Source organism: Oceanicaulis alexandrii DSM 11625 (assembly GCF_000420265.1).
In the GTDB taxonomy this organism is placed as follows: Bacteria; Pseudomonadota; Alphaproteobacteria; order Caulobacterales; family Maricaulaceae; genus Oceanicaulis; species Oceanicaulis alexandrii.
In genome coordinates this window covers 35,219-56,355 of the sequence record NZ_ATUP01000001.1, presented here as the reverse complement: position 1 = coordinate 56,355, position 21,137 = coordinate 35,219, and the positions used below count along the sequence as shown (strand labels likewise).

General features: G+C 61.4%; 17 protein-coding genes and 1 tRNA gene. 9 read left to right on the top strand and 9 right to left on the bottom strand.

Annotated elements, in window-relative coordinates:
- Position 1 precedes the first annotated feature (1 nt).
- From G405_RS0100280 to katG, 3 genes are all read right to left on the bottom strand, one after another.
- Positions 2-1,150, bottom strand: coding sequence for a D-alanyl-D-alanine carboxypeptidase family protein (locus tag G405_RS0100280; RefSeq protein WP_051143324.1), 1,149 nt, complete (start codon positions 1,148-1,150; stop codon positions 2-4).
- Positions 1,151-1,205: 55 nt separating this feature from the next.
- The gene (locus G405_RS17120) at positions 1,206-1,622 is read right to left on the bottom strand and encodes a septal ring lytic transglycosylase RlpA family protein (RefSeq protein ID WP_022699489.1); all 417 of its coding nucleotides are present in this window, start codon (positions 1,620-1,622) and stop codon (positions 1,206-1,208) included.
- Positions 1,623-1,937: 315 nt separating this feature from the next.
- A complete protein-coding gene (gene katG / locus G405_RS0100270; RefSeq protein WP_028284427.1) occupies positions 1,938-4,253 on the bottom strand; it encodes a catalase/peroxidase HPI in 2,316 nt (771 codons plus the stop codon).
- A 313-nt stretch (positions 4,254-4,566) separates the two neighbouring features.
- Here katG and G405_RS0100265 point away from each other — a divergent pair.
- Positions 4,567-4,654 (top strand) — tRNA-Ser (locus G405_RS0100265).
- A 113-nt stretch (positions 4,655-4,767) separates the two neighbouring features.
- Entirely contained in the window at positions 4,768-5,469 is a 702-nt protein-coding gene (locus tag G405_RS0100260; RefSeq protein ID WP_022699487.1) for a VIT1/CCC1 transporter family protein, read from the top strand.
- Between the two features lie 28 nt (positions 5,470-5,497).
- Here the strand turns inward: G405_RS0100260 and G405_RS0100255 are convergent, their stop codons facing one another.
- Positions 5,498-6,709, bottom strand: coding sequence for a BaiN/RdsA family NAD(P)/FAD-dependent oxidoreductase (locus G405_RS0100255; RefSeq protein WP_156861292.1), 1,212 nt, complete (start codon positions 6,707-6,709; stop codon positions 5,498-5,500).
- A 141-nt stretch (positions 6,710-6,850) separates the two neighbouring features.
- Between G405_RS0100255 and G405_RS0100250 the strand changes: the two genes are divergently transcribed.
- From G405_RS0100250 to G405_RS0100225, 6 genes are all read left to right on the top strand, one after another.
- Complete coding sequence (locus G405_RS0100250) at positions 6,851-8,284, top strand: NfeD family protein (RefSeq protein ID WP_022699485.1); 1,434 nt, start codon at positions 6,851-6,853, stop codon at positions 8,282-8,284.
- Between the two features lie 56 nt (positions 8,285-8,340).
- Entirely contained in the window at positions 8,341-9,132 is a 792-nt protein-coding gene (locus G405_RS0100245) for a slipin family protein (protein ID WP_028284424.1), read from the top strand.
- 66 nt (positions 9,133-9,198) lie between these two features.
- A complete protein-coding gene (locus tag G405_RS0100240; protein WP_022699483.1) occupies positions 9,199-9,873 on the top strand; it encodes a fumarylacetoacetate hydrolase family protein in 675 nt (224 codons plus the stop codon).
- Positions 9,874-10,002: 129 nt separating this feature from the next.
- Positions 10,003-10,851: a tryptophan 2,3-dioxygenase gene (gene kynA, locus G405_RS0100235; RefSeq protein WP_028284423.1), complete on the top strand. Its 849-nt coding sequence runs from the start codon at positions 10,003-10,005 to the stop codon at positions 10,849-10,851.
- Between the two features lie 20 nt (positions 10,852-10,871).
- On the top strand, positions 10,872-11,138 hold the full coding sequence (locus G405_RS0100230; RefSeq protein ID WP_022699481.1) for an Lrp/AsnC ligand binding domain-containing protein: 267 nt from the start codon (positions 10,872-10,874) through the stop codon (positions 11,136-11,138).
- 3 nt (positions 11,139-11,141) lie between these two features.
- The gene (locus G405_RS0100225) at positions 11,142-12,527 is read left to right on the top strand and encodes an L-serine ammonia-lyase (RefSeq protein WP_022699480.1); all 1,386 of its coding nucleotides are present in this window, start codon (positions 11,142-11,144) and stop codon (positions 12,525-12,527) included.
- 77 nt (positions 12,528-12,604) lie between these two features.
- Here G405_RS0100225 and G405_RS0100220 read toward each other — a convergent pair whose 3' ends face one another.
- The 4 genes from G405_RS0100220 to G405_RS14565 form a co-directional block, all read right to left on the bottom strand.
- Positions 12,605-13,252 (bottom strand): CoA transferase subunit B, encoded by a 648-nt coding sequence (locus G405_RS0100220; protein ID WP_022699479.1) that lies wholly within the window; start codon positions 13,250-13,252, stop codon positions 12,605-12,607.
- Positions 13,253-13,269: 17 nt separating this feature from the next.
- Complete coding sequence (locus G405_RS0100215) at positions 13,270-13,965, bottom strand: CoA transferase subunit A (RefSeq protein WP_022699478.1); 696 nt, start codon at positions 13,963-13,965, stop codon at positions 13,270-13,272.
- Positions 13,966-14,041: 76 nt separating this feature from the next.
- Complete coding sequence (locus G405_RS0100210) at positions 14,042-14,965, bottom strand: YihY/virulence factor BrkB family protein (protein WP_022699477.1); 924 nt, start codon at positions 14,963-14,965, stop codon at positions 14,042-14,044.
- 92 nt (positions 14,966-15,057) lie between these two features.
- The gene (locus G405_RS14565; protein WP_040705053.1) at positions 15,058-16,206 is read right to left on the bottom strand and encodes a CaiB/BaiF CoA transferase family protein; all 1,149 of its coding nucleotides are present in this window, start codon (positions 16,204-16,206) and stop codon (positions 15,058-15,060) included.
- A 103-nt stretch (positions 16,207-16,309) separates the two neighbouring features.
- Here G405_RS14565 and G405_RS0100195 point away from each other — a divergent pair, with 103 nt between their 5' ends.
- Entirely contained in the window at positions 16,310-17,545 is a 1,236-nt protein-coding gene (locus G405_RS0100195; RefSeq protein ID WP_022699475.1) for a diguanylate cyclase domain-containing protein, read from the top strand.
- Here G405_RS0100195 and mfd read toward each other — a convergent pair.
- Positions 17,542-21,030, bottom strand: a complete 3,489-nt coding sequence (gene mfd / locus G405_RS0100190; protein ID WP_022699474.1) for a transcription-repair coupling factor — start codon at positions 21,028-21,030, stop codon at positions 17,542-17,544. The two genes, G405_RS0100195 and mfd, sit on opposite strands and share 4 nt — an antisense overlap.
- Positions 21,031-21,137: the final 107 nt, after the last annotated feature.

Sequence of the window (21,137 nt, the reverse complement as noted above, 5' to 3'; positions counted from 1 at the left end):
GCTATCCGCCGCGAATGAGGCGCGCGAAGGCTGCGCCTGCTCGCCCAAGCGCTCCTTTGCGGGCCACGGACTGAGCCGCTTCGACCGGTACGCTCAGTTCGCGGCCATCAGGCAAACTCACTTCAAGATGACCCACGAGGTCACCTTCCTGAACCGGGGCGTTCAGCGGCCCCTCATAAACCAGCTCGGCTGTGACGCCGTCACGATCGCGACGGTGCAGGCCAAAGGACAATGCCTCTGAGGCACGCAGCTCGACGGACGGTTCCAGCCCGAGATAGATGTCGGCGCGGCCCAGAACCTCGCCTGCAGCCACCAGGTCTATGGTCGAGAATTCAGAGAAAGCGGCGCGCATCAGGCGCTCGGACTCGTCGGCGCGGTCACGATTGGAGTCCATACCGTTGAACACCACGATCCGGCGTTGGCCATCGCGCTCCGCCGAGGCGACCAGCCCATAACCGGATTCTTCTGTGTGGCCGGTTTTCAGGCCATCAGCGCCTTCAAACACGCCGAGCAACGGGTTGCGGTTGAATTGACGGATACCGTTATAGGTGAACTCACTTTCCGCATAGATGTCATAGTATTGCGGGTATTGGGTGATGATGTGGCGGGCCAGTCGGGCCAGGTCGAGCGCGGAAATTCTGTGCTCGGGATCTGGCCAGCCCGTCGCGTTGGCGAAGCTGGCGCTATCGAGCCCCAGCTCGTGCGCGCGTTCGGTCATCATCTGGGCGAAATTCTCTTCGGTGCCGCCAAGCGCCTCTGCGACCACGATGCAGGCGTCATTGCCGGACTGGACGATGATGCCGCGGATCAGATCGCCCACCGCTGCGCGTGAGTTCACTTCCAGAAACATGGTGGATGAGCCGGACGCCGCCCCGCCCCGGCGCCAGGCGTTTTCGCTCACTGGCAGGGTCGTCTCCAGCGTCAGGCGTCCGTCTTCGAGGGCTTCAAACACCATCAAGGCGGTCATCAGCTTGGACATGCTGGCGGGCGGCATGGGCGTGTCGCCATTCTTGGAGAACAGCATGTCCCCGGTCTCATGATCCAGGATCACCGCATGTGAGGCGCGAGTGTCGAACGCGCTCTGGGCCAGCGCTGTTGCGGGCGTCAGGCTCAGGGTGATCAGGGCGAACAGGCAAAGCAGTCGACGCATGAGTGGAGTCCCGGGTTGGCGGTTGCAGCGGAATCGGTGAGCGAGTGACGACACCCTAGCCTTCATCGGAACCAGGCTGAAGCGTATCACCCAGATTTTGGGTGTTTACCGGATTGTGGGTGCCTGGCGGCCCGAAGTCCGGGTCAAAGAAGACGGGCGGCGCTTCGCGATCCTCGGGATCGGCGGGGCCGAGCCCTTCCACGCGCACTTCAGCCAGCCCGTCATCTTCAAAGCCCAAGGCCTGAGCGGCGGCATGGCTGAGGTCGATCAGGCGACCGTCGATATAGGGACCGCGATCATTGACTCGCACGATAATGCTCTTGCCGGTGTCCAGCCGTGTCACGCGGGCGCGACTGGGCAGGCGCATGGTCCTATGGGCGGCGGTCAGAAGCGAGGAGTCGAACACCTCGCCATTGGCGGTCTGTCGGCCTTCAAAGCCCGGGCCGTACCAGCTGGCGACGCCAGTCTGCACGCTTTGCGGAGCAAGGGCCTGATTGGCGTCAGGGAGTGAGGACGGCGCGTGTTGTGCGACGGGCGCTGGCGCGAAGTCCGGCCGCGTTTGTGGCGCAGGCTGGCCTGAACATGCCGATAGCGCCAAAGCGCTGACAAGCCAAATACATTGAAAGGTCCGTGTACGGAGATGTGCGTGCATGAGCTGACCCTGAATGCTGACACCAGTCTAATTCATGGTCAGTGTGGCGAAAGTGCGCAACACACGAGGCCTGAATGCAGCAAGGGCCGCGATCACAGATCGCAGCCCTCGCCGTGTTCAGATGCAGATGCGTGACTAGCCGTTGGCGAGATCGAACCGATCCAGCTGCATGACTTTCACCCAGGCGTCTACAAAGTCGCTCATGAAGCGCTCTTCCGCACCGTCAAACGCATACACTTCCACGACAGCGCGAAGTTCTGCGTTGGAGCCGTAGACAAGATCCGCTTCGGTGGCGGTCCATTTCAGATCGCCGCTCTGACGGTCACGGCCTTCAAAAACATATTCCGCATCTGTGGCGTTCCAGACGGTGTTCATGTCCAGCAGGTTGACGAAGAAGTCATTGCTGAGCACGCCTGGCTGGTCGGTCAGCACCCCATGCTCCGCACCGCCGGTATTGGCGTCCAGAGCGCGCAGGCCGCCCAGAAGCACCGTCATTTCCGGCACGGTCAGGGACAGCGTATCCGCCCGGTCGACCATCAGTTCTGACGGCGACCGGCGGTTCGCGGGATCATAGTAATTGCGGAACGCGTCGGCCCGAGGTTCGAGATAGCTGAACGCGTCGGCATCCGTCTGGGCCTGGGACGCATCGGTGCGGCCTGGTTCAAACGGAACCGTAATGTCATGACCGGCCTGTGAAGCCGCGCGTTCAATACCCGCAGCGCCGCCCAGCACGATCAGGTCTGCGAGTGAGACGCGGACATCATCGGCCTGGGCGTCATTGAAGTCGGATTGCACGCTTTCAAGCACGGACAAGACACGCTCGATCTCTTCGGGATTGTTGACCGCCCAATTGCGTTGCGGGTCCAGACGCAGACGCGCGCCATTCGCGCCGCCACGCATGTCGGTGTCGCGATAGGAGGACGCCGCCGCCCAGGCGGTGCGGACCAGCTCGGCATTGGTCAGATCTGTGTCCAGAATGGCGTCCTTGAGCGCGGCGATATCGCCTGCACTGACCAAGGCGTGATCCACGCTCGGCACCGGGTCCTGCCAGAGCAGTTCCACATCCGGGACATCTGCGCCCAGATAGCGGGCGCTCGGCCCCATATCCCGATGAGTGAGTTTGAACCAGGCGCGCGCAAAGGCGTCTTCAAACTCTTCCGGGTTCTCCAGAAAGCGCGTGGTGATCTCGCGATACGCCGGATCGACTTTCAACGCGAGGTCGGTCGTGAACATGATCGGGGTTTCAAATTCGTCCGGATTATGGGCGTCCGGAACGATCATCGCCTCTTCCGCATTCGCCGGAACCCACTGAATGGCGCCGGCCGGACTGCGGCTCTGAACCCATTCAAAGTTATAAAGGTTTTCCAGATACTGCATGGTCCACATGGTGGGGGCGGCACTCCAGGCGCCTTCCAGGCCCGAGGTCACCGTGTCTGCGCCATTGCCGGTTCCGCATGAATTGTCCCAGCCCAGGCCCTGGGCTTCGACGCCATTGGCGGCCGGCTCCGGTCCCGTGCATTCCTCAGGGCTGTGAGCGCCGTGCGCCTTGCCGAAGGTGTGGCCGCCTGCGATCAGCGCCGCGGTTTCCTCGTCATTCATCGCCATGCGCCCGAAAGTGTCGCGGATGGCGTCAGCGGCCAGTTGCGGGTCGGGAACGCCATTCGGGCCTTCAGGATTCACATAGATCAGACCCATCATGGAGGCGGCGAGCGGACGCTCGAGCTGACCTTCCTCCGAGTAGCGTTCTTCGTTGCCAAGCCATTCTTGTTCGGCGCCCCAATAGACAAGCTCGGCCTGCCAGTCGTCTTCACGGCCGCCTGCGAAGCCAAGCGTGTCAAATCCCATGTCTTCCATGGCGACGGTGCCCGCCAGGATCATCAGATCCGCCCAGGAAATGTTCTCGCCATACTTCTGCTTGACCGGCCAGAGCAGGCGTCGCGCCCGATCCAGGTTTGCGTTGTCTGGCCAGCTGTTGAGCGGCTCAAAGCGCTGTTGGCCGCCACCGGCGCCGCCGCGCCCGTCAAAGGTGCGATAGGTGCCCGCGCTGTGCCAGGCCATGCGGATGAAGAACGGGCCGTAATGCCCCCAGTCAGCCGGCCACCAGTCCTGGGACGTGGTCATCAGCTCGCGTAGATCCGACTTGACGGCGTCAAGGTCCAGAGACTGGAAGGCAGCGGCGTAGTCAAAATCCTCGCCGAGCGGATTGGAGCGGGTGGTCTCGTTCTGTCGCAATTGCGTCAGGTCCAGTTGTTCCGGCCACCAGGCGGAGTTGGGACGCGGCTGTTGAACGCCATGGCCCATGGAGGCGTGCGGATAGTCACGAGCCTGCATGCTCTCGGGAGCCGGTTCATTCACCTCAGACTGGATTCGCGTGCCGGGGAAGCTGGCGCACGCCGAAACGCTCAGCGCAATGAAAGCGCTAGAGGCGAGCAGAACCCCTTTGTTAAACAGCGTCATATTGAAGTCTCCCTATGTAAAGAATGACACGCAAAATCAAGTCCAGATGATCGATTGCGCACTATGGGCGTGTTGAGACGGCCCAAAAAATAGCTGACACCATAGTGCATGCTGCATCTCTGACAGATTTGTGCGTTTTATATTACAGGAAATACAGGGTCTGCCTCAAATTCGTCAAAATGATTGCTTTGATGGCTGCGATTAAAACTTTTTATGGGGCGCCGCAGCATTTGCTGCATGATTTACTGCACGGCGCTCCTGCGCCAGCTTGTGTCCAGACCCCGTCGCAGGCTAGAAACTGTGTGACGGAGGGGTGGCAGAGTGGTCGATTGCGGCGGTCTTGAAAACCGTTGAGCCGCGAGGTTCCGGGGGTTCGAATCCCTCCCCCTCCGCCACATTTTCCCGTTCAGGACCTTTTGTCTCACCATCGCTTCTGCGGGTTGCGAGGCCCTCTTGATCGAGACAATCTCCGATTCTGTTGCGGTTGATCAGCCAATGAGGACGAGCCGTGTCCCGCCTGCATACTCATGCCGAACATCACCTTGTCTCTCGTGTGGGCTGGCTGCGTGCGGCGGTTCTGGGCGCCAATGACGGTATCGTCTCGACCGCCAGCCTGATCGTCGGGGTCAGCGCAGCGTCTGCGGCGACCTCAGATGTAGTGATCGCCGGTGTCGCAGGACTGGTCGCAGGCGCCATGTCCATGGCGGCGGGTGAATATGTCTCCGTCAGCTCTCAGTCAGATACGGAAAACGCCGACCTCGCGCGTGAGCGCGAAGAATTGTCGACGCAACCCGAATTTGAACGCGAGGAACTGGCCGAAATCTATATGAAGCGTGGGCTCGATCCTGATCTGGCGCGCAAGGTCGCTGACCAGCTGATGGCGAAAGACGCTCTGGGCGCCCATGCGCGCGACGAGCTGGGAATCTCTGAAATCAGTACGGCCCGCCCCATCCAGGCGGCTTTCACTTCGGCTGCGACTTTTGCCGTTGGCGCAGCTTTGCCCCTGTTGATGGTTTTTCTGATGCCGTCCCAGTGGTTAGCGGCGGGCGTGTCTGCCGCATCACTGGTCTTTCTGGCGCTTTTGGGCGGAGTCGGCGCACGCGTGGGCGGCGCCAATGTCACCAAGGCCGCTGTCCGTGTCACATTCTGGGGCGCGCTGGCGATGGCGTTGACCGCCGGGATCGGGTCCTTGTTCGGCGCTGTGGTCTGAACGCAGAGACGGGCGGACTCAATGCGCCTTAGAACTGGCTTTCAAAGCTGGCTTGCGCCGCTGCATAGGCGCTGGCCCAGGCCCATTGAAAATTATAGCCGCCCAGCCAGCCCGTCACATCCACGCATTCGCCGATGAAATAGAGCCCCGGACATTGACGGCTTTCCATCGTCTTCGATGACAGGCCCGCCGTATCAACGCCGCCGAGCGTGACTTCAGCGGTGCGATACCCTTCGGTGCCGGCCGGTTTCAAACGCCAGTGCGACAGGGCGTCAGACAGCGCTTCAAGGTCGGCATGGGAGACATCAGCCAGACGTGACCAGTCCGGCAATTGACCGCTTTGGTCCAGATGCTCGACCAGACGCTTGGGCAAGATTGCTTCGAGCGCCTTGCCCAGGGATTTCATGGGCATGTCTTTTTTCAGGGCTTTCAGGCGTTCCGCGCCCTTCCCGCCCGCGAACAGATCGATCTCGATCTCCTCACCCGGACGCCAGTAGGACGACACCTGCAAGATCGCAGGGCCTGATAATCCGCGGTGGGTGAACAGCATCCCTTCTTGAAACGCACCGTCGCCAGCGCTGGCGACAACCGGGGTGGAAACCCCGGCCAGGCTGGCGAATTCGGCTTTGGCCTCGCCTTCAAATGTCAGCGGCACAAGCGCGGGTTCAGGCGTGATGAGTTCATGTCCGAACTGACGCGCCAGATCATAGGCGAAGCCGGTCGCACCGATCTTGGGGATGGACAGCCCGCCCGTGGCGACCACCAGCCGGCGAGCCTGTACGGGGCCGTTTGACGTGGTCAGCTCAAACAGATCATCACTCTTGACGACCTCCGAGATCTCGACACCGAGCTTCAGGACCGCGCCTACATTGCGCATTTCATCGAGCAGCATTGTGATGATCGCGCCCGATTTCTGATCGCAGAACAGCTGACCAAGCGTTTTCTCGTGCCAACTGAGGCCATGGCGCTCCATCAGCGCCAGGAAATCGGTCGGCGTATACCGGGCCAAAGCCGATTTGGCGAAATGAGGATTGGCCGACAGAAAGTTGGCCGCTCGGGTTCCCAGATTGGTGAAATTGCAGCGCCCGCCGCCTGAAATGCGGATCTTTTCAGCCGGCTTTTGCGAGTGATCGAGCACCAGAACGGACAGTCCCAGAGCGCCAGCCTGCCCGGCGTAGAACAGCCCGGCGGCGCCGCCGCCCAGAACCACAGCGTCATAAAGGGGAGAAGGTCGGGTCATACGCAGTGCGATGGCGCATTCAGACAGTTCGCGCAAGACGAAAGCCTGCAATGAAAGTCTTGCTTCTGGTTCTGGTTTTCCTTCATGCGGCGCTCTGACTGGGTTAGGCTCTATCCACTTGAAGACGCAAAGAAGGACCTGATGATGCGCCGCCCTGCCCGGTTTGGACTTCGCGCGCTGGCGCTGTCCCTGATTATGTTAGGGGCGCTGATCTGGGGCGCAGACAGCTTGGCGCGTCAGGCAGAAGTGGATCAGGCGCGTGTGATGAGCGCCGAGATCATCGGACCGATTGGTCCGGCGACGTCCGCCTATATCCAGCGCGCCATAACACTCGCGAGTCAGGAAAACGCACAGGCCCTGATTGTGGAAATGGACACTCCGGGCGGTCTGGATACTTCCATGCGCGACATCAATCGCGCCATTCTGTCCAGTGAGACGCCGGTCATTGTCTTCGTTCACCCTTCCGGCGCGCGGGCGACCAGCGCAGGCGTCTATATCCTCTACGCCAGCCATCTCGCCGGCATGGCGCCCGGCACCTCCCTGGGGGCGGCGACGCCTGTTCAACTGGGCGGTTTGCCGGGCGGTGATCCGGCCCCGGCCCCCGAAGGCACCGATCCCGCGTTTGAACGCGCTGCGGAAGGCGCAGGGGAAGAGTCCGGCTCAACACCGCAAAACGCGACTGGAAACGCGCAAGCCTTGCGCAACAAGGCCGTCAATGACGCCGTGGCGTATGTCCGGTCACTGGCCGAACTGCGCGATCGCAATGCGGACTGGGCGGAACGTGCGGTGCGCGATGGCATAAGCGCGACGGCGGATGAGGCTCTGACGCTAGGCGTTATTGAAATCCGGGCAGATAACCTGTCAGACCTGCTTGCGCAGGCGGACGGTCAGTCCGTGCAGTTAGGGTCCGGAGATGAACGCGTCTTATCCGTGACTCAGGCGCAGATCACCCGGATCGAAAAGACCGCTGCGGAAGACATCCTGTCGGTGATCACAGACCCCAATATCGCGTTCTTGCTCGTAAACCTGGGTTTTGTCGGCCTTCTGGTGTCTTTCTATAACGGGCTTGAGCCTGTCACGGCGATTGCCGGCGTGATCTGTCTGATCGTCGGATTTTACGCGCTGAACACCCTGCCCGTGAACTATGCTGGCGCTGCCCTGGTGGTGCTGGGGCTCGCCCTTTTGGTTGCGGAAGCGTTTTTCGCGTCTTCAGGTCTATTGGCGCTGGGTGGGCTGGCCGCGTTCGTTTTGGGCGCCTTGATGCTGATCGAGACAGACGCCCCTGCCTTCCGCATTGATTGGCGTCTGATCGCCGTCATGGCTGTCGTCCTTGGCGGGACGATGTTTGCGATGCTGAGTTATGGTCTCGCCGCTCAGGCCCGCAAAGTCACCACGGGCGGCAAAAGCCTCATTGGTGCTCAGGGGCATGTGCTTGAATGGTCGGGACAGTCCGGCTTTGTGCAGGTTCAGGGCGAGCGCTGGAAAGCGGTGGCTAAGACGGCGCTGAATCCAGGTGACGCGATTGTGGTCACCAAGCTGGTCGGATTGACCCTTTATGTGAAGGCGAACGGATGAAGCCTCAGCAAGCAATCGAACCCGCCGCTCAAATGGCGCAAGACGGAGTATTGAACATGGCTGAACTCGGCGTGAATCTCGGCGTATGGGTCGCCTTGGCGTTTGTCGCCTTCGGTGTGATTTCCTCAGCGCTGAAAATCCTGCGCGAATACGAGCGGGCGGTGATCTACACGCTTGGCCGCTATACCGGAACCTCCGGGCCGGGGCTGATCATCCTGATCCCCTTCATCCAGCAAATGGTGCGCGTGGATATCCGGACCGTGGCTGAAGACGTGCCCAGCCAGGATGTGATCAGCCAGGACAATGTCTCGGTGAAGGTGAATGCGGTGCTTTATTATCGCATCATTGATCCGGCCAAGGCGATCAACCAGGTCGAGGATTTTCGCATGGCCACCAGCCAGCTCGCCCAGACCACGCTGCGCTCTGTGCTGGGCAAGCACGAGCTTGATGAAATGCTGGCCGAGCGCGACAAGCTCAACTCTGACATCCAGCAAATCCTCGATGACCAGACCGAAGCCTGGGGCATCAAGGTCGCCAATGTCGAGATCAAGCATGTGGATCTGGACTCCTCCATGATCCGGGCGATCGCGCGGCAGGCCGAGGCTGAGCGCGAACGGCGCGCCAAGATCATTTCAGCAGAGGGCGAACAGCAAGCCTCGATCAAGCTCGCAGAAGCCGCACAAGTGCTGTCATCCCAGGAAGGCGCCTTGCAGCTTCGCTATCTGGGCACGCTGACTGAAATTAGCAGCGAAGGCACGCAAACCATCGTCTTCCCCATGCCGATTGATCTGTTGGGCCAACTCTCCAAGGCTCCGATTCCGACGAAATCGGACACATCTGAAGCGTAAGCCTGAGCTTGCGGTCCGCGGCAGGCTCGCTAGTTTCGAGCTGAGTCAGCAAGAAAGATCACGCCCATGACCGCTTATGTCATCAACCCGCCGGTTGAAACACTTATTCCGGTGGAAGGCGGCGGTCAGTTTCCTGTCCGGCGGATTTACTGCGTCGGTCGAAACTACGCAGATCACGCACGTGAAATGGGCGCTGATCCTGATCGTGAAGCGCCCTTCTTTTTCTCCAAACCCCGCGATGCGGTGACCAGCCGCAGCGAAGTCGCCTACCCGCCCGCGACTGAAGACCTTCATCATGAGGTGGAGCTTGTGCTGGCGCTTGGAGCCGGCGGCGCGGATCTGAGCCCGGAACGCGCGAAGATGATGGTTTATGGCGCGGCGGTCGGCGTGGACCTGACACGTCGAGACCTTCAGGCCGCCGCCAAGAAGCAGGGACGTCCCTGGGATGCGTCGAAAGGCTTTGACCAGTCCGCGCCCATCGGCCTGATCCGTCCGGGGCATTCTCCGTCTGAAGGTCCTATAACGCTCAGCGTAAACGGTGAAACCCGGCAATCGGGCGATCTGGCGCACATGATCTGGTCCAGCGCCGAAGTGATCTCACATCTGTCGAGCCTGTTTCGCCTGGAGCCGGGCGATCTCATCTATACCGGCACGCCCGCCGGTGTGGGGCCTGTTGAAAGAGGCGATCAGATCGAGGCCTCCATTACGGATCTGCCGCCCCTGCGCTTTAGCCTGATCTAGACAGCCGTACCGGGCGAGCGGACTGACCGCGCAGCAGTTTGCGGCTGTGGCGAAGATGAGCCCTCTTGGCTTGCCCGGCTGGCTCAGCCTGTCTACATGCGGGGCGATGTGGCGGCGAACGGAACCGGTATGAGCGATCAGTTCAAGACATCTGTCGACCTTCAGGGCGAGGATATCCATTGGGATCCAGACGCGGGTCTGTCCTATGGCCGGTATCTGGGTCTGGATAAGGTGCTCAGCGCGCAGACGCCGCTGACCGATGAGCATGACGAGATGATGTTCATCATCATCCATCAGGCGTCTGAGCTCTGGCTCAAACTGTGCCTGCATGAGCTCAACGGCGCCCTCTCCCATCTGCAGAACGATGAAGTCCGGCCAGCGATGAAGATGCTGGCGCGCATCGCCCGCATCCAGGAGCAACTGACCCAGTCCTGGTCAGTGCTTTCCACCATGACGCCGGCCGATTACCTGAAGTTTCGCGACGCGCTGGGCCAAAGCTCGGGCTTTCAGAGCCATCAGTATCGCATCCTCGAATACCGCTTGGGCAACAAGAATGCGGCGCTGGCCCGCGTGTTCGCCAACGAGCCTGAAGCGCACGCCGCCGTCACCGCTGCGCTCAATGCGCCGTCGCTTTACGATGAAACGCTGAAGCTCGCCGCCCGTCAGGGCGCAGCGCTGCCCGAGGACGTGATCGAGCGTGACTGGTCGAAAGCGTATGAGCCGAACGCCCAGGTCGAAGCGATGTGGCGAGAGGTTTACCTCGACACCGCGAAATGGTGGGAACTCTACGAATTCGCCGAAAAGCTCGTCGATCTGGAACAGAAATTCCAGCAATGGCGCTTCAACCATATGAAGACCGTCGAGCGCATCATCGGCTTCCGGCGCGGCACCGGCGGGTCCGGCGGCGTCAGCTATCTCGTCAAGGCGCTCGACCTGCGCCTGTTCCCTGAACTCTGGACCGTTCGCACACAGCTTTAATTCCGCCTCGGGAGTCTTTCATGCGCAGCTTTTACATCTTCATCAAATGCGAGCTGGGCCGCACCTATGACGTGGCGTCCGCCATTGTCGATACGGTCAGCGAGACCCGTCAGGTGCATTCGGTGTCTGGCGAATTTGATCTGCTCGCCCAGTTCGCTGTCGATGACGGCGCGGATATTGGCCGCTTCGTGAACAAGTCGGTGCAGACCATTGACGGGGTGAAAGACACCCAGACCCTGATCTGTTTCAACGCCTTTACGCCTGATCGCGGTCAGGGCCTGGATTAAACAATGCATTTTGGCGTTTTCGACCTGTTCAAGATCGGCGTCGGCCCGTCGAGCTCTCACACTGTGGGGCCGATGAAGGCGGCGCGCCTCTTTCTAGAGCGCGTGGATGAAGAGCATGGCTTGTCGAGCGTCAAACGCGTGCAGGCGGAAGCCTATGGCTCGCTGGCGCTGACGGGCTCCGGCCACGCGACGGACAAGGCGATCCTGTGGGGGCTGGAAGGCGTGACGCCCGAAGGTGCGGATCCTGACGCTCTGCCCTCGCGTATCGACCGCATCAAGGCTGAAAAGACGCTGAAACTGCTCGATACGCATGAGATCGATTTCAACTGGGATGCTGATCTGATTTTTAACGGATCCAAGCGTCTGCCGTTTCACTCCAACGCCATGAAATTCATCGCCTTTGACGCATCTGGCGACGCTTTGCGCGAGGAAATCTGGTACTCGATCGGCGGCGGCTTCGTGATTGATGAGACGGAAGCGGGGCGTAATTCCGCCGCGGAAGCGCTGAAGGGCGAACCCTATCCGTTTAACTCCTGTGATGAACTGCTGGAAATCTGCGACCGCGAAGGCCTGACCATCCCTGAGCTGATGATGGCCAACGAAACCGCTTTCCGCGAGGAAAGCGAAGTCCGTGGCTGGATCACCAGCGTCACCCAAACCATGGAAGACTGCATCGAACGCGGCGTGCGCCAGCGCGGGGAATTGCCCGGCGGGCTGAACGTCAAACGCCGCGCGCCCCTAATGCGCGACAAGCTGATGGCGGAAGCGGCGCGGGCGGAGACCGACCCCCTCGCCTCGATGGAATGGGTCAATCTGTGGGCCATGGCGGTGAATGAAGAAAACGCCGCCGGCGGCAAGGTCGTCACCGCGCCGACCAATGGCGCGGCGGGCATCATCCCGGCTGTGCTGCGCTATTACGACCGCCACCATCGCCGCTCGAATGATCCTGACGCCATTGCGCGCTTCTTCCTGACCTCAGCCGCCATTGGCGCGCTCTATAAGCAAAACGCGTCCATTTCGGGCGCGGAAGCGGGCTGCCAGGGTGAAGTTGGCGTCGCCTGCTCCATGGCCGCCGGCGGGCTCGCCGCGGCGCTGGGCGGCACGAACCGCCAGATCGAGAATGCCGCCGAGATCGCCATGGAGCATAATCTGGGGCTGACCTGTGATCCTGTGGGCGGGCTCGTTCAGATCCCTTGCATCGAGCGCAACGCCATTGGCGCGATCAAGGCGATCAACGCCGCCCGTCTGGCGTTGATGAGCGAGGATGCGGATTACAAGGTGTCGCTTGACCAGGTGATCGAGACCATGGCCCAGACCGCCGCGGACATGAACGACAAATACAAGGAGACCTCCACAGGTGGTCTCGCGGTCAATGTGCCAGTGTGCTGAGGCTGGCGTCCGAAAGATAATGAAAAACCCCGGAGCATCCGCCCCGGGGTTTTTTACTTCAGCGCCACTGACGCGGCTTAAGCCGCCAGACCCTCAGCCACCGTGTATTTGGCTTCAGTCTTCTCGGCGATCTCATCAAGGGTCACGCCGTCGGCCAGCTCCACGAGCTTCAGGCCGTCCTCGACCACATCAAACACACCCAGCGTGGTGATGACGCGATCGACGCAGCCCTGACCAGTCAGCGGTAGGGAGCATTCCTTCAAGAGCTTGCTTTCGCCCGCCTTGTTGGTGTGGTCCATGATCACCACGACGCGCTGCACGCCGGCGACCAGATCCATCGCGCCGCCCATGCCCTTGACCATTTTGCCCGGGATCATCCAGTTGGCGATATCGCCATTCTCGGCCACTTCCATCGCGCCCAGAATGGACAGGTTGATATGTCCGCCGCGGATCATGCCAAAGCTGTCCGCCGAGCTGAAATAGCTGGTCTTGTCGAGCTCGGTGATGGTCTGCTTGCCGGCGTTGATCAGGTCGGCGTCCACCTCGTCTTCAGTCGGGAACGGGCCCATGCCCAGCATGCCGTTCTCAGATTGTAAGGTGACGTCCATACCGTCAGGGATGAAGTTCGCGACCAGGGTCGGAATGCCAATGCCCAGATTGACGTAAAACCCGTCCTGCAGCTCTTTGGCGGCGCGTTCAGCCAGTTGTTCTCTCGTCCAAGCCATGTGTGAGATCCTCCTGCTTACGCGCGCACGGTGCGTTGCTCGATGCGCTTTTCGAACGAGCCTTGAACAAGGCGCTGAACGAAAATGCCCGGCGTGTGGATGTGGTCGGCGTCAAGCTCGCCGTTCTCGACGATTTTCTCGACCTCGGCGATCGTCACCTTGCCGGCGGTCGCCATCATCGGGTTGAAGTTGCGGGCGGTTTTGCGGAAGACGAGATTGCCCGCCTTGTCCGCTTTCCAGGCCTTCACGATGGAGATGTCGGCCACAAGGCCGGTTTCCATGATGTAGGTCTCGCCGTCAAAATCCTTGTGCTCCTTGCCTTCCGCGACCAGCGTGCCGACGCCGGTCTTGGTGTAAAAGCCCGGAATGCCGGCGCCGCCTGCGCGGATGCGCTCGGCCAGCGTGCCCTGGGGATTGAACTCCAGCTCCAGCTCGCCGTTCAGATACTGTTTCTCGAACGTCTTGTTCTCACCCACATAGGAGGAGACCATCTTCTTGATCTGGCGGGTGTGCAGCAGCAGACCCAGGCCGAAATCATCAACGCCCGCATTATTGGAGATCACCGTCAGGTCCTGGGCGTTGCTGTCGCGCAGCGCCAGAATGAGGTTTTCCGGAATGCCACACAGCCCGAAGCCGCCCGCCATCACGGTCATGCCGTCAAAAGTCAGCCCGTCGAGGGCCGTTTTTGCATCTGGGTAGACTTTGTCCGCCACCGCGCGGTCTCCTTCCCTGAGTTTTTCAACGATCGTTTAATTTGGGTTCGCGTTATAGCCCATATCGCTCTTGAGGCTAGTGCTTTTCCTCCGGCGCCGGTTTTTGATCAGGGTGGGCTTCACCTCTGTGACGATCAATCTCGACGGCGAGCGCCCCGCCGAAAAACACGGCGTAGGCTGACCAGTAGACCCATAACAGAAACACGATCAGCGTGCCTAGCGGTCCATAGGTGCTGGGATTGACGATGGTCGCCACATACAGCGTGAAGCCTTTGGACGCGATCAACCACAAGGTCGCGCCGGCGCCGGCTCCGATCAGCGAAGCGGGCCAGCTGGTCTCTCCGGCGCGCTGCATCACGAAGCGATAGAGCAGCGTCAGAGCCGCCAGCATGGCGAGATAGGAGATCGACCATTCATTGATCAGGCTGGCGCCGAAATCTGCTGCTTCGCTGCCCAGCAGGCGCAAGGCGGGACGGATCATGTTAGGGATGGTCAGGATCGCCAGATTGGCCAGGACCAGCAAGGCCCCGCCGGCGATCACAGCTCCCATGGCCAACAGGTTGAAATGGAGGATATTGCGCAGATCGCCCCGCCGCGCGATTTGATTGAGGCCTGCGATCATGGCCTTGGCCCCGCGCGCTGCGGCGAACCAGGCGATGAACAAAGCCACGGCGCCTTGCAAGGTCAGCGACGCGTTCGACGTTCCGGCGAGTTCAGACAGCTGAGTGGTCAGGAAGGTGTTGGCCGACGGCGGCAAAACGTCAGTCACTTCAAGTCGCGCGACCTGATTGACGGCGTCATCAGCTGAAAACCACAAGCCATATATGGACGCCGCCACCAGGACGGCAGGCACAAGCGCCAGAAGACCGAAAAACCCCGCGCCGCCCGCAAACAGCATCACTTCGCGGGCCATCATGCGGTCCACGGCGCGAATAGTGATCTTGATCGCCGGGATGTCCCAGGCGCGGCGGATCAGGGATTTGATTTTGACCAGCGGCATGGCGCCCAGCGTTCAAACCTGTTCGAGCATAAAGACACCGAAGGCCGTACGCCCGCGATTTGCGTCTGTTTAGCGCCTATTGCAGCGCTGTGTCAGCCTAAACCCCCGGCGTTTTTCAGCGTGCCGATCTCGGCGTCGGAAAAACCCCAGTCGCGCAGGATGTCTTCGGTATGCTCGCCGGGCTTGGGCGCAGCGCCTTGAATGGCGCCGGGCGTACGAGAGAAGCGCGGCGCAGGCGCGGCCTGCCGCACACCCTCGACCTCGACAAACACGCCTCTGGCTTTCATATGCGGATGCTCTGTCGCGTGCCCGGTATCGAGAACCGGAGCGAAACAGCAATCCGTGCCGTCCAGAAGCGCCGTCCAGTGTGATTGCGGCTCGGCTTTGAACGTCTCTTCAAACACTTGCCGCATGGCTGGCCAGGTCTTGGCGTCATATTGCGCCTGCATGGCGGGATGGTCTGACAGGTCCAGCTTGTCGATCAACAGCTGGAAGAATTCCGCCTCCAGCGCGCCGATCGAGACAAAAGCGCCGTCCGCACAGGGATACACATCATAAAACGGTGCGCCGCCATCGAGCAGGTTTTCGCCGCGTGGCTGGTTCCATAATCCCATGGCGTCCAGCTGATGCACCGCGCCCATCAAATGCGCAGCGCCATCCACGATCGCCGCATCGACAACCTGCCCTTCGCCCGTTGCTCGCGCATGATGCAAGGCCGACAGAACCCCGACGGCGAGATACATCGAACCGCCGCCGAAATCGCCAACCACATTGACGGGAGGAACCGGTTTGTCTTTGGGGCCAATGGCGTCGAGCGCGCCGGTCAGAGCGATATAATTGAGGTCATGACCCGCGGCATGGGCGAGCGGGCCGTGCTGCCCCCACCCCGTCATGCGTCCATAGACCAGCGCCGGATTGGCTTTCAACGCCTCTTCCGGTCCCAGCCCCAGGCGCTCCATCACACCCGGGCGATAGCCTTCGAGGATGATGTCGGCGTTTTTGATCAGCTTCAGACAGGCTTTGACCGCGTCGGGACTTTTGAGATTAAACGCCGCCGATCGCCGACCGCGCGCCAGGATCTCAGCCGGACCGCCGCCGCCAGCATGCGGGCGGTCAATCCGGATGACCTCTGCGCCCAGGTCGCTGAGGAGCATGGCGCAAAAGGGCGCAGGCCCTAATCCGACAAATTCCAGGACTTTAACGCCACGCAAAGGGCCTTGTGCTTTTGTATCGGTCGGCATGTTGCTGAATCGCTTTGTGACAATTTCAGGAATCAAAGTTTTGACACTGAACTCAGAACGACACAATCTTGCTGCCTCGGGTCGAGGGGGGCAGACGGGGCGGATGTTTTCCATAGCAGTCATTGGCGATGACGCCGCTGCGCGAGAAACCGCAGAGCTATTGGCTCAGATGGGGTTTCTGGTCGCCACTCATATTGAGCCTGGGTGCGAAGCCGTCGTGAGTTTTGGCGCTGTTGACGCCGACCTGCCTTCGGAAACCCTGCATCTGGCGATTGGCGAGCATGACTGCGCCCAACCGGATGCACGACTTCCCAAGAACGCTCATCCCATCCAGATCGCTTCGCGTTTGCGCGCCCTGTCCCGCCTTAAAGTGCTGGAACATACGGCGCAGCTGAGACTGCAAAGCGCCCTAGAGGCGGGGTATCAGCCCGCACCGGTGCCTGTGAATGCTGATGACTCGACGGTTTTGTTCGTCGGCGCGCCCGGCCCGTCTTTCATGCGGCTGCAGTTTGCGATGTCCAAAGCGGGCATTCAGACCATCGCCGCTTTTTCGACCTTCAACGCCTTTGATTACCTGCATGAACGTACGTTTGACGCGGTGATCCTGAACACCCGCCCGGAACCCGGGCTGGCGCACACCGTCTGTTCGGCCATGCGGCGCAATACGCGGCTCTATCATACGCCTGCGATCTTGCTGACCGCCGAGACCGACTATGCGGGCGCGGATGAAGCGTTCGCGCGTGGCGCATCCGACATTCTTTCCGACGCCGCCAGCAATGATGAAATGCGCGATCGCGTGATGGCGCTGGCGTCTGAACGCCGCCGCCGCCGCTTGGCCAAAGCGCGGCTGGAAGCGTGCCGCCTGCCCAGCCTGCTCGACGAAACCTCCGACCTCTACAATGAAGGTTTCGGCCGTATTCATCTGCAAAGCCTGATGGATCAGGCTGCAGCGCGGCTAGAACCGCTCAGCCTGATCATGTTGACCGTCAGCGCGCCGCAGGAAGCGGGCATGAACGGCTTCGCAAAGGCGTCCAACCAGTTCGCCGGCATGTTGCGTCACTGTGTGCGCGCCGAAGACTTTGTCGTGCGCCTGGGTCAGGACCGATTCATTATCGCCCTTCCCAAAACGCCCAAGGTCGAAGCGACGATGGTGTCCAATCGCGTCTCCGCCATCGCCGAATGCACGGCCTATGAAGGCGCAGATCCGCTCAAGCCCTTCCGGCTCGAGCTGAGCCCGTCTATCGAGGACGCTGGCGGTGAAACCAGCGCTGAAGCCCTGATCGACCAGATGGTGCGGCGCTCGAACGTCTTGCCTTTCAGTTCCGCCAAGACTGGTTAAGCGGCGTCTTTCGCCCGGCGGGCGGCATCAGCCACGGGCGCAAGAAGTCGTAGCGCGCCTTTGAGGCGATCCATGGGATCGGGGAAGTCGCCCTTGAGAACCAGTGTGTTGTCTGGCCGCAGCTTGTAATCGGCCGGGCGCTTGGTCATGAGTTCGACAAGCGCCGCCGGATCGCCGAAGCCGTGCTCACGGAATGTCGCGACGGCACCCTTGGGACCCGCATCGAGCTTAGCCACATTCGCCCGTTTGCATAGGGCTTTAAGGGCTACAACCTGAAGCAGGCTCTCAACTTCGTCAGGCAGCTTGCCGAAGCGGTCGATCAGCTCGGCCGCGAAGCCTTCGCGCTCTTGTTTGGTGTCCAGAGACGACAGACGGCGATAGAGCGCCATGCGCACGTCGAGATCCGGCACATACTCTTCCGGGATCAGCACCGCCGCGCCCACATTGATGGCAGGCGACCAGTCGCGCTCTTCCAGGCTGGAATCGCCCTGCAGGCTGGCCACGGCTTCTTCGAGCATGGACTGGTAAAGCTCCACGCCCACATCCTTGATGTGACCTGATTGCTCTTCGCCCAGGAGATTGCCGCCGCCGCGCAGGTCCAGGTCGTGGCTCGCCAGGGTGAAGCCGGCGCCCAGGCTATCAAGCGATTGCAAAACCTTCAGCCGCTTGTCCGCTGTGGCGGTCAGCTTCTGATTGGCTGGCGTCGTCAGATAGGCGTAGGCGCGGGCCTTGGCGCGTCCGACTCGACCGCGTAGCTGATAGAGCGGCGCCAGGCCGAACATGTCGGCGCGGTGGATGATCATGGTGTTGGCGGTCGGGATGTCGATGCCGGATTCCACAATGGTGGTGGAGACCAGAACGTCGTACCGGCCTTCATAGAACGCCGTCATGATGTCTTCGAGCTGACTGCCGGACATCTGGCCGTGCGCGACCACGAAACTGACCTCGGGTACCTGTTCACGCAGGAACCGCGAGATCTCGTCCAGATCTGTGATCCGCGGCGCCACATAATAGCTTTGGCCGCCGCGATAGCGTTCGCGCAGCAGGGCTTCACGTACGGTGACGCTGTCAAAGGGCGTCACATAAGTGCGCACCGCCAGACGGTCCACCGGCGGCGTGGCGATGATCGACAGGTCTCGAATGCCCGCCATGGACAGTTGCAAGGTCCGCGGGATCGGCGTTGCGGTCAGCGTCAGAACGTGGACGTCCGATTTGAGCTCCTTGAGCCGTTCCTTGTGCTTGACGCCAAAGCGCTGCTCTTCGTCGATCACCAGAAGGCCCAGATCGGCGAACTTCACGGTCTTCGCCAGGAGCGCGTGGGTGCCGATGACGATCTCGCACGTTCCCTCCGCCAGCTCCTTGCGCGTGGCGGTCGCTTGTTTCGCGGGCACGAGCCGGGAGAGTTGCCGCACTTTCACCGGCCACCCCTTGAAGCGTTCTTCAAAGGTTTTGAAGTGCTGGCGCGCGAGCAAGGTGGTCGGCGCGACGATCGCGACTTGACGTCCGCTCATGGCGGCGACAAACGCCGCGCGCAGGGCCACTTCGGTCTTGCCGAAGCCCACATCGCCGCAGATCAACCGGTCCATGGGGCGGCCCCGGGCGAAGTCAGAGAACACGTCATCGATGGCGTGTAGCTGATCATCGGTCTCCACATAGGGGAAGCGCGCCGCGAACTCGTCATAAAGCCCGCTGGGCGGGGTCAGCACTTCGGCGTCGCGCGCATTGCGGGTGGCGGCGATCTTGATCAGCTGATCGGCCATGTCGCGCAGGCGTTTCTTGGCCTTGGCCTTGCGCGCTTGCCAGGCGCCGGCGCCCAGGCGGTCAAGCTGGGCGGTTTCGCTGTCCTGACCATAGCGCGACAACAGCTCGATGTTTTCGACCGGCAGGTAAAGCTTGCTGGCGCCGGCGTATTCCAGCTCCAGGCAATCATGCGGCGCATCACCCACCGACAGGGTTTTCAGGCCCAGATAGCGCCCCAGACCATGATCGGCGTGAACCACCAGATCTCCGGGCGTCAGCGCGCCAGCTTCTGCGATGACGTCCGCCGTCTTTTTCTTGCGACGAGGCCGCGCCAGGCGGTCGCCCAGCACATCCTGCTCTGCGATGACCACGAAGTCAGGCGTCTCAAACCCGTGCTCCAGCGGCAGAACGATGCGCGAGATGGTCTGCCCGCTCATCTTGTGAGCGGCCCGCCAGTCGGTCGCCTCCATGATCGGTTTCAGGCCATGATCGCCCAGCACGCTGGCGAGACGGTCAGAGCCGCCTTCCGACCAGCTGGCGAATAGCACACGCTTGCCGGATGAACGCAGGGCGACGGCATGCTTAGCGGCGGCGTCAAAAACGTTCTGATCGGCCTGGCGTTCAGCGGCGAAGCTGCGCCCCTGCTTGCCGCCCATGTCGATAACGTTCTCGCCCGCTTCCTGAAACGCGGTAAAGCGGCGCGCAGCATGCCGGTCTATTTCACGCGCCCATTCGTCTTCATCAAGATAGAGCGATGTGGGTTCCAGCGCGCGATAGGCGGGCGCGCCCATGGCCCCGGCGCCGGATTTCGACGCGGCCTGCCGAGCGTCGTAATAGTCGCGGATTTGCTCGAGCCGCTCATCAAGCGCGTCCTTGACCAGCGGGTCGAGCCCGACCAGAGCGCCCTCGCCTACATAATCAAAGACCGTATCGAGATGATCATGAAACAGCGGCAGCCAATGTTCGGCCCCGTTCGGGCGTGCGCCTGCGCTGACAGAATCATAAATCGGATCGCCGGAGCCGACCGCGCCGAAATTTTTCAGAAAGCCCGAGCGGAAGCGCGAAATGGCGTCAGCGTTCAGCACGATCTCGCTGACGGGCGCGAAGCTGACCGATTTGAGCTGACTGGTGGTGCGTTGGGTTTCAGGGTCAAAGCCGCGCACGGTTTCAAGCACATCGCCAAAGAAATCGAGCCGCACCGGTTCTTCCGCATCGGCGGGGAAGACATCGATCACCCCGCCGCGCACGGCGTAATCGCCGCGTTCAGTGACGGTGGCGGTGCGCACATAGCCGTTTTCCGCCAGATGCTGTTTGAGCACTTCGGAATCGAGCACCCCGCCGGGCTTGGCGCCTAACCCCCCGCCTGACATCGCCGCTTTCGGCGCGCAGCGCTGGATGGCGCCAGATACGGTGGAGATCACCAGAAGCGGCTTTTTCTCTTTCGGATCGCGTTGCGCCAACGCATGAAGCGCTCCGGCGCGCCGGGCCGCCGTGCGCGGACTGGGGCTGATCCGGTCATAGGGCTGACAATCCCAGCCCAGAAGCCGCAATTGTTCGAGGTCTGGCGCGAAGAACCGCGCCGCCGCCGCGAACGCGCTGGCCCGCGCCTCGTCGGTGGCGATGTAGAGCCCCACCCCGCCACGCGCCCGCAAGGCGTCGCAGAAGATCAGGGCGTCAAAGCCCTCAGGCGCGCCGCAAACGGTCAGCGATTGGGTCGACTCAGCAAGCGCTTTGAACTCGTTCACGGCGGGGCGTCCTCAATACAATTTCGCCCCCGCGCCAGTTTGACGGGGGGTGATTGGTTCTCTTTACACCACTCTTCCCCGGCGAAGGTCGGGGAACAGAGCAGTCA

What these genes read in the sequence shown, in the direction of transcription:
- G405_RS0100280 (WP_051143324.1), bottom strand. Translation starts at nt 1,150, where the DNA reads ATGCGTCGACTGCTTTGCCTGTTCGCCCTGATCACCCTGAGCCTGACG.
- G405_RS0100255 (WP_156861292.1), bottom strand. Translation starts at nt 6,709, where the DNA reads ATGACCCGACCTTCTCCCCTTTATGACGCTGTGGTTCTGGGCGGCGGC.
- G405_RS0100250 (WP_022699485.1), top strand. Translation starts at nt 6,851, where the DNA reads ATGATGCGCCGCCCTGCCCGGTTTGGACTTCGCGCGCTGGCGCTGTCC.
- G405_RS0100245 (WP_028284424.1), top strand. Translation starts at nt 8,341, where the DNA reads ATGGCTGAACTCGGCGTGAATCTCGGCGTATGGGTCGCCTTGGCGTTT.
- G405_RS0100240 (WP_022699483.1), top strand. Translation starts at nt 9,199, where the DNA reads ATGACCGCTTATGTCATCAACCCGCCGGTTGAAACACTTATTCCGGTG.
- kynA (WP_028284423.1), top strand. Translation starts at nt 10,003, where the DNA reads ATGAGCGATCAGTTCAAGACATCTGTCGACCTTCAGGGCGAGGATATC.
- G405_RS0100230 (WP_022699481.1), top strand. Translation starts at nt 10,872, where the DNA reads ATGCGCAGCTTTTACATCTTCATCAAATGCGAGCTGGGCCGCACCTAT.
- G405_RS0100225 (WP_022699480.1), top strand. Translation starts at nt 11,142, where the DNA reads ATGCATTTTGGCGTTTTCGACCTGTTCAAGATCGGCGTCGGCCCGTCG.
- G405_RS0100220 (WP_022699479.1), bottom strand. Translation starts at nt 13,252, where the DNA reads ATGGCTTGGACGAGAGAACAACTGGCTGAACGCGCCGCCAAAGAGCTG.
- G405_RS0100210 (WP_022699477.1), bottom strand. Translation starts at nt 14,965, where the DNA reads ATGCCGCTGGTCAAAATCAAATCCCTGATCCGCCGCGCCTGGGACATC.
- G405_RS14565 (WP_040705053.1), bottom strand. Translation starts at nt 16,206, where the DNA reads ATGCCGACCGATACAAAAGCACAAGGCCCTTTGCGTGGCGTTAAAGTC.
- G405_RS0100195 (WP_022699475.1), top strand. Translation starts at nt 16,310, where the DNA reads ATGTTTTCCATAGCAGTCATTGGCGATGACGCCGCTGCGCGAGAAACC.